General features: G+C 46.1%; 6 protein-coding genes. All 6 read right to left on the bottom strand.

Translation table 11 applies throughout. The features are described from left to right. A partial coding sequence (locus QVO39_RS07435; RefSeq protein WP_288171918.1) for a glycoside hydrolase family 10-like protein occupies positions 1-822 on the bottom strand: 822 nt, incomplete at its 3' end. Between the two features lie 24 nt (positions 823-846). Beyond that, positions 847-1695 carry a pantoate--beta-alanine ligase gene (gene panC / locus QVO39_RS07430; protein ID WP_021903642.1) on the bottom strand — a complete coding sequence of 283 codons (849 nt, stop codon included), beginning with the start codon at positions 1693-1695 and terminating at the stop codon, positions 847-849. A 136-nt stretch (positions 1696-1831) separates the two neighbouring features. Then, on the bottom strand, positions 1832-2515 hold the full coding sequence (lipB, locus tag QVO39_RS07425; RefSeq protein ID WP_018028160.1) for a lipoyl(octanoyl) transferase LipB: 684 nt from the start codon (positions 2513-2515) through the stop codon (positions 1832-1834). A gap of 12 nt (positions 2516-2527) precedes the next feature. Next, a complete protein-coding gene (locus QVO39_RS07420; protein WP_021903641.1) occupies positions 2528-5464 on the bottom strand; it encodes a PD-(D/E)XK nuclease family protein in 2937 nt (978 codons plus the stop codon). 50 nt (positions 5465-5514) lie between these two features. Beyond that, the gene (locus QVO39_RS07415) at positions 5515-6933 is read right to left on the bottom strand and encodes a DUF4270 domain-containing protein (protein WP_021903640.1); all 1419 of its coding nucleotides are present in this window, start codon (positions 6931-6933) and stop codon (positions 5515-5517) included. Between the two features lie 81 nt (positions 6934-7014). Continuing rightward, the gene (locus QVO39_RS07410; RefSeq protein ID WP_018028157.1) at positions 7015-7863 is read right to left on the bottom strand and encodes a glycogen/starch synthase; all 849 of its coding nucleotides are present in this window, start codon (positions 7861-7863) and stop codon (positions 7015-7017) included. Positions 7864-8340 lie beyond the last annotated feature (477 nt).

The following is an 8340-nucleotide window of genomic DNA, read 5'->3' as shown; positions in this document are numbered from 1 at the left end:
CCAACCACTATACTTCAGCCCTGGCACATTGTCGTAAGTGCCAATCACCGATGCACTCAGTAGCACGTCAGGGTGTCCCTCCTTAGTCGCTTTATGAAGAGCCTTCACCAGTTGCGTAATATTGTCCCGACGCCACTCGTCTAGGCTCTTGCCTCCGCCACTCTTTCGATACTCATCGGCATCGGGAAATTGCTTTGCTCTATCGGGGTAGCGAATATAGTCGAGGTGTATGCCTGCTAGAGAGTAGCGATCAAGTAGTTCCCGAATGAGACTGCTGAGTAACTCAGCAGTACTTGCCTTAGCTGGGTCTAGATACCAGCCCCGTTTATACCTCGCCATCTCATTGCGGTACTTTTTGGGAAAGCTCCACGACGGCATGCTATTCACCTGCTTGTCATTGCCCATGGGCGTCACTGCCACCCACGCATGCACCACCATTCCTCGTTTGTGGCACTCTTTGATGGCAAAGTCAAGGGGATCGTAGCTCAGTTGGTAGCTACTACTTACAGGCACAAAGTCGCCACTCATCGGCTCAATCTTTGAGGGGTAAATGACCCGCCCTCTACTACGCACCTGCAGAAATACGGTATTGATGCCCAGTTTTTGAAGCTGGTCTAGCATCCGTACCAATTCTGCCTGCTGCTGTCTCTCTCCTGATACGCTAGTGGCGGGGCGGGAAGGCCAGTCAAGACCGTAGTTTGTGGTAAGCCACACCGCTCTCATTTCATACTTTCTGCCTACCTCTGATGCCCACAATGATGATGTGGAGAACCAGAGGAAACCCACAAGGAGTAGAGCGACTATTTGTCTCTGCCTACTCACAGATTGCAACTTGCTCACCCTCTATTATCCTTCGAATGAGATGTGGTCAATCAAGCGTACTTCACCGCAGTAGACTGTGATACAGCCAGTAGTATTGCCGTTCCAGGCCTTAGCCTCCTCCAGAGTGTCGCTGTTGACGATGCTAAAGTACTCCACCCGAAGGAGCGGGTCTGCATTTATCTGTTTCACCACAGCCGCATGTACCTCTGCCACACTCTTGCCAGATTCCTTCAGTCGCTTTCCCTCTTGCAACGCCTCGTAGATCTTAGGGGCTGCCGCACGCTCCTCCTCAGAGAGTCGGCGGTTGCGGGAACTCATCGCTAGACCATCACTCTCACGAATAACCGGGCAAGAGATAATCTCAATATCCGCCAAGTCGGGGCATAGAGCACACATTCTCTTGATGACCGCAATCTGCTGAAAGTCTTTCAAGCCAAAGTAGGCTCTATTGGGTCGAACCAAGCGGAAGAGTTTGCTCACTACCCATACCACGCCACGGAAGTGGCCAGGTCGGTGTGCACCCTCCATCACCTCTCCTACACGTCCGAGGTCTAGGTTAGGTGCCTCCTCTCCTTCCTCATACATATCCTCGGCAGTTGGAGTAAAGACAATATCTACACCCACCTCGCCCAGTAGTTTCAGATCCTCCGCCATATCGTGCGGATAGGTCTTCAGGTCGTTGGGGTCATTAAATTGCGTGGGGTTCAAGAAAAGACTCACCACCGTTAGTTCGCATTCACGCAAACTACGCTCCACGAGGCTCATATGTCCCTCATGTAGTCCGCCCATAGTAGGTACAAAGCCCACCAGTTTCTCCCCTCTTATCTCATTTAGCTGAGCTACTAGCTCCGCTTTAGTCATTGCTATCTTCATAAGTCAATACAATTACCATTCTCCATATTCCCCTAACTAATACTATTCTACACAAAAGTAAAGATAATTTATGACACTCATCACAAAGAGTGGGCAAAAACGACTGTTCCCACCTTGCTACAGAGACTTTACCAAATTAGATGGCTATATTTCTCTGGAATATCTCTTGGAAGCTCTCTATAAGGTCCTCCTTAGCTTGCTTCATAGAGATTTCGTGCTGAGCCTCAATAGAAAGATTGGTAACCCCTCTATCCGTAAATCCGCAGGGGTTAATCACATTAAAGGCTTGAGGTGGTGTGCTAACGTTAAAGGCGATGCCGTGCATGGTAACAAACCTGCTAGCTTGGATCCCGATGGCGCATAGTTTGCGTGGCCGTTGAGAAGGATCTACCCAAACACCAGAAGCCCCATGCATCCGCTCCCCTTTTACACCATACTTAGCAGCCACATTAATGGCCACCTCTTCAAGTAACTCAACATAGCGACGCAGTCCTATCCCTAGCTCCTCGAGATCAAATATAGGATAAATTGTCCACTGTCCAGGCCCATGGTAGGTGACATCCCCTCCTCGCTCTATCTGGTAGCATTCTATTCCTTGGGCGTGAAGGCGCTCAGGAGAGAGTAGGATATTATGCGGGTCGGCATGCTTACCAAGTGTGAGCACAGGGTGATGTTGATTGAAAATCAGATGGTGCTGCACTGGTAGGTGTTGTCGCTTTGCTTCAAGGGCTTTCTGGAAGAGATCCTTTTGCTGAGCAAGTGAGTCTTGGTAACTAATGAGCTGACCTGTGGGGCTATTGTCAATGAGTTGAATATCCATAGTAATATATAGTTATCTGTTTGGAAAGAGCTTTGCCTTATTGCAGAGCTCTCTACCAGCACAGTAGTTGCAGCTATTCTTTCGGTTGTTGGGAATAAATTCATCATCTGTTTCGGCGATACGACGAAGGGCTTCATTCAATTGCTCTTTGAATCCTGTCTCAATCAGACTAAAGCTATCAATTGTCTCATTTTTAGTCTTGTCAATATTGTGTACAAACCAGCCCTGATCGGCATCGCGTACTTTGATGAGCATAGGAGCGATATCCTTGACCGCTTTCTTTCCATAAGCCTCTAGATACATCACGCAGTAGGTGAGAAGCTGTATGGCAGCCCTATCAATGTTGCTGTTTTCGGGGTCAAAACTTCTTTCGAGGTTAAACTCTAGTTTATCGCTACCAGTCTTGTAATCTACTAGTCTTATTTTGCCCTGCTTGATATCAATACGGTCGATGGTGCCACGTAGATGGATGCATTCTCCATTTTGTCCGTAAGAATACAGTGTGGATATGGTCTGTTCCCCTCCGCAGTAGGTAAAAGGGGCGTTTTTGTTGATGTCCAGTTGAATGGTATTTTGGACGTCTTGAAAGATGAGGTCTTTGTACATCTCAAAATAACCATTGAATTGGGTTTCATCTGTCTGATAGGCTTTATAGTAAGCTTCTCGGACGGCATTGATGATAAGGTCGGGTTTGTCAAGAATCCCCTTTAGATGTTCTTTGGTCACCACGGTTCCATTAAAGCCATTATACAGTATCTCAAGGGCTTTGTGGGTAATGGTTCCGACATCATTTTTTTCTAGTACATCGGTGAGCTCGTCTGGGTCCCGTAGTCCAAGAATGTTTTGGTAGTAAAACTTTCGGGGGCAGGTGAGGTAGTTGATGAGAGCACTCGGGGAGAGCCCATACTTGGATTGTGGCTCTTTACTAGTCAACTGGGCTCTATATGCTTGGATCTTCTGAAGGTCGGGCTGTAGCTCTTTAGAAGGTATGGGGAAAAGTGGAAAGTAAGCATTGTATCGCTTGGCTGGCACTCCGTAAATATGGGTGAGAAGTGTAAGATAACTAGAGGGCTCTCCGCTAGCTCTTGCCGTTTTACGAGAATCATAGAGGGCGTACAGTCGCTCACTTCGTCCAATCATGTGGAAGAAGTTGTAAGCACGGATAGCATCTTGCCATTTGTAGGTGGGGAGCCCTTTCTCATACCGAATATTCTGAGGAATGAGTCCATATTTCCGGCTTTTGGCTGGTAAGAGCCCTTCGCCCGCATCCATCACGATGATATTCTCAAAGTCTATGGAGCGTGCCTCCAATATTCCCATCACTTGTACCCCTTCAAGAGGTTCGCCGGAGAATGGAATTCGAGCTTGAGAAATAGTGGTATGAATAAGGTCGTATAGGAGGGGTAGGGAGAGCTGATTTCGTGCCGTTTCGTGGGCCGTAACAAATCTGTTGAGCGAACCTTTGATCTCCAGGAGTAGCTCTTCTACTACGGTAAGAGCCATTTTGATGGTAGCATCATCGGAAAACTTCTCTTGAAGGTGTGTGAGTAGCGTGAGCGTATTATGTAATAGGTCACCTTGCTCGGATCTGTCAAGATTGAAAAGCAGGCGTAGGTCTTGGTGCTGCTCTATTTCAATCGCCTGAGAGAGCTCTTCCTCTGTGAAGTAGAGCTTCTTAGAGGTTTTAGGGTTGAGTAGCTTGGTGGTATCAAAAGTGCCCTGATCTAGCTCCAGCCCGAAGAGATCAATTAATTCCTCCCGTCGCCAAATAGGCATCTCGTTCTTCCGACGTCCATAGGCTAATCTCTGGAGATTCAGGAGGTGTAGTAGCTTGGCGATAATCGGAAGGTACTTGATGGGAAAGCCCATAGTGATATTGAGCTTGAGGGGAGCTTTCCCAACTTCACTATCCTGTAAGTTGGAAAGGAGATTGGTGAGCTGGCTTTCATCTGGAAGAATAATGGCGGTATTGGGGTCGCGTAGGTTGATCAGCTCATCGGTCTGTAGTTGCGGGATAATCTTTTGAGCAATATAATTTGCTTGACCTAGTTTGGAGGGGATAGAGATAATATGTAGCTGTGGCTGGTGTCGTGAGTTTTTATCTCTTGTATAAGCCAGCCTATCATCTGTAGGCTCAGGGAAAAGGCTATCTCTTACTTTTCTGTTTTTATCTGTAAACTTCTGCTGTACGAGGTAGCTATCATAATCCCAATAAAAAAGGGTCTCGCTATTTTCCTTGAAGTGCTTGAGTATCTTTTGCTCGCTTTGTGAGAGTGCATTGAGACCGATAAATACATTGACCTTGGGCTCTTTGAATAGCTTTAACTCCCCATTTTCTAGTCTTTGGGTTATGTCACGCATAAGCATGCCATTATAGACTAGCCCCTCACCGCGAAGGGTTTCCTTGAACTGGGTGTAGATTTCAGGGACGTACTGCCAAAAAGCCGTATATCCCTTGTCTAGGTTTTTCTCGAAAGTGGGTGCATATTTTTTAAGAGCGTCAATCTGATCTTGGTTCAGTAGATCCTTGGCTGGTATCGTGAGCTCATCGAGTAAATCCATATTCTCAAATATCGATAACGCATCGGCAAGATGATTGTCGATATCATTGAAGTCAGCCAAGAGTTGCTTCCCTATTTCGTAAAAGTTCTCAAAGCTATATTCACTCTCTTTGTATACTAGCTTATAGCTGGTGTAGAGGTGGTAGATGAGTAGCAACTCATTATTGACATTCTCCTCCGGAAGATGGACTGCCCGCCTCAAAAAAGCGCCTAGAGTCGTTACCTCAGGAAGTAGTAGCAACTCGTCTCCTGCCACTTGCCTGAGATAGTGGAGAAAGAAATGACCGGATCTTTTGTTGGGAAAGAAGAAACGGTACTTATAGAGCTGCTTGCCTTCGATCCGAAAGAAATGCTGTGCTAGTCCCCTGAGGTATGAAGTGTGGCTCATAGTGATGCTACAAAACTTTTATGGTGTGGAAATGCCAGCTTTCTAATCAATTAGAAGGGCTTACCCTCTTTACGCTGTATGATAGTAGCTTCGAGCTTAGTATTCTGTGGGGTGATAGCAAACTTAACTGCTGAAGGTGGAACTAGGTGGGTAAGGCTTATAGTGCCTCCTCCTGCATCTTGGCTCGCTTTCGTTAGCTCTACAGGAAGGATGTAGACCTCTAGGTCTTTATTTGGTTCCTCTTTGATATGCTTGATAATAGCAGAGCCAATATTGCCGAAGTGATAGGTGCTGGAACCCCTTACGACCATCTCACCGATAAATGAGGTATAGGCAGCTCCAAGTGAGTTTTCAGTTAACTCCTTTTCAAAAAACGTCTTGGTACTATCTACTGGTAGCATGAGAAGGGTTTCGGGAATGCCATATTTTGTGGCAGTAGCCGCTGAGGCGGTAGTCCCTTGCAGGGTATATGTGACTGCATTGAGTGTTCGGGAGTAGCCTGCTGGCGCCTCTTTTAGCTCCTTGGCAATCGCGCGAGTAGGTAGTGTGGCTTTTATCCAAAGGCCTGCTGGTGCCTTGATAGTAGCAAATCCTTTATCTTCAAGTAGCTGATCCACTCTGAAATTGGCAAAGCGCGATAGCTGTGGTACCTCCGAGGTGTGAATCAATGTCTGTGCAAATGGCTTGATCTCTTTCTTCTTTTTCTTGGTTTTGGTATCCTCTACCTCAACCTCCTTGGAGTACCAAAAGGCTAGCTCAGTACTGGTGACTCTTATGACACTTCCTTGCCCCGCCGTAGTGTGGAGGTATAGACCAGGGAACCACTGGTCAAAAGCGGCCTGATTGGCAAAGACGGGGTCTCCAGCTTTGGAGCGTCTGAAGAACTCATCCCCTAGTTCCTTGGGGAGTGCAATGGAAAGTATATAGTTCCCTTTTCCGGAATTATCTTTTATCCTATGTGACCCTCTGCCTGCCCAGTAGGAAAGGGAGCCAAGCTCTTCTCCCACATACTCCTTTACCTCTGTGATAGAGTATTTATTGTGCTTCAGTGGTTGCTTAACTCGGTTGGCAGTCACGGTCATGCTGGAGATAGTATCACCAGCAAATCCGTCGTAGTAGATGTAGAGCCTTACGGAGTCAATGCCAGTGATGACTGACTCGTCTTTGAATCTAAATCCGCTAGGAATGCGAAACTGGGTTAGATATTCTGTCTCAATACCACCGAACTCTTCGCTGGACATCCGACCTAGGTAGCCCAATGCACTACCTACATAGATATCATTATTCCCAGCTTCGGTACCTGCTGGTACGGTGCGAAGTGTGAGTGCAAAGTCTTTGCTTATGGGCTCTCCCTTAAGATATTCAGGGAGCAAATCCAATCCAGTGGCGTGTTGATCATTTTCACAACCCACTAGGAGTATTGCTAGCACTACTCCTACACTTAGCCAACCTTTTATAGTCCTATTCATATATTTGCTCTATATATTGATAGCCTTTTATACAGCTATCCTACCGAATTTTATTATTGGAAAAACATCTTTTTTTTGTCCCTATTCTTCACTCTCTTCCTCTTCTTCTTCACCAATAATGCTATTGTAGAAGTCTGCTACCGACTCTATCAATTGGTCATCGCTTTGGAAGTCAAGTACACTCTTCCCCGAGCCCTCTATTGCAGCAATAAGTTCCTCAGAACTATTGGTTTTGGAGTAGATGATGCCATCCACATACTGTAAGATGAGCTCTACGAGTGCCTCTCGATTAAGTGCCTGCCCATCCAGAAGTGGGTGCTTGATCTGGTCATACGCCAGTACCTCTGTGAGTTGTTCATCAAATGGATACTCTGGAGCTGTATCGTAAGCAGAGTAGACGATCTTGGCACGTGAGAGGGCTGGGTCATCCTTGAGTAGTGTCCTCAAATAAAGGGGGGCTAATCCGGTGAACCAACCGTGACAGTGGATCACATCGGGTACCCATCTTAGTTTCTTTACGGTCTCAAAGACTCCACGGATAAAGAATACTGCACGCTCTACATTATCCTCGTAGTAGGTGCCTTTTTCATCTGTGAATACTCCTTTTCTTCCAAAGAAATCCTCATTATCAATAAAGTAGACCTGCATACGCTGAGGCATCAGGCTCGCTACTTTCACCACTAGCTGGTGTACTTTGTCATTGACAGTAAGATTGACACCCGATAGACGGATCACCTCATGAAGTTGGTGGCGACGTTCGTTGATCACTCCATAATTGGGCATAAATGTACGGATATCATTGCCTCTACCCATGATGCCCAAAGGGATAAGTTTTGAATCCTTACCTACCTTACTATCCTCTAGGTAGGGATAGATTTCTTGTGCTAAGTATAGCACCTTCTTCCTTGCCTGTCGCCGTTTCCTTATCATTCTTTTTCTCCTTTGTTTTTAATATATATCTGCCAATTCCCTCGCTAAATAACTTGGCAAACAGCCGTCTTAATAGGCTATCCATCCCCCATTAAACTCCCCAAAGTTACTCATTTTTCAGCACATAGGCAAAAGTCGCTATTTATCGTATGGAGGCAATTTCATGTTGTCGTTGCTCTGTTTGCTACTAATTCTTGTGAGCTACTCCTTCATCGTTGGGCAACTCTTCCAATCTCATGTTTTAGAGGTTAATTGTCCAAGAGATAAGAAAGGAAAAGTTTAGTTGCAACTAAGCATTTGCCGAGATGCAACTAAGCAATCGGTGAGTTGCAACTAAGCATTTGCTGAGATGCAACTAATTTGGGGCTAATTTATACGACTGGATATCATCTTGTTATAAAATGACTCTTGGCATTGGCTAACTCCTTCGTTTGATATTCTCAATGATTGAGAATGTTGCACGAAGTGCCATTCTCG

The sequence above is a fragment of the Porphyromonas sp. CAG:1061 genome (genome assembly GCF_000435035.1).
In the GTDB taxonomy this organism is placed as follows: Bacteria; Bacteroidota; Bacteroidia; order Bacteroidales; family Porphyromonadaceae; genus Porphyromonas_A; species Porphyromonas_A somerae.
This window is presented reverse-complemented; position numbering and strand designations above follow the sequence as displayed.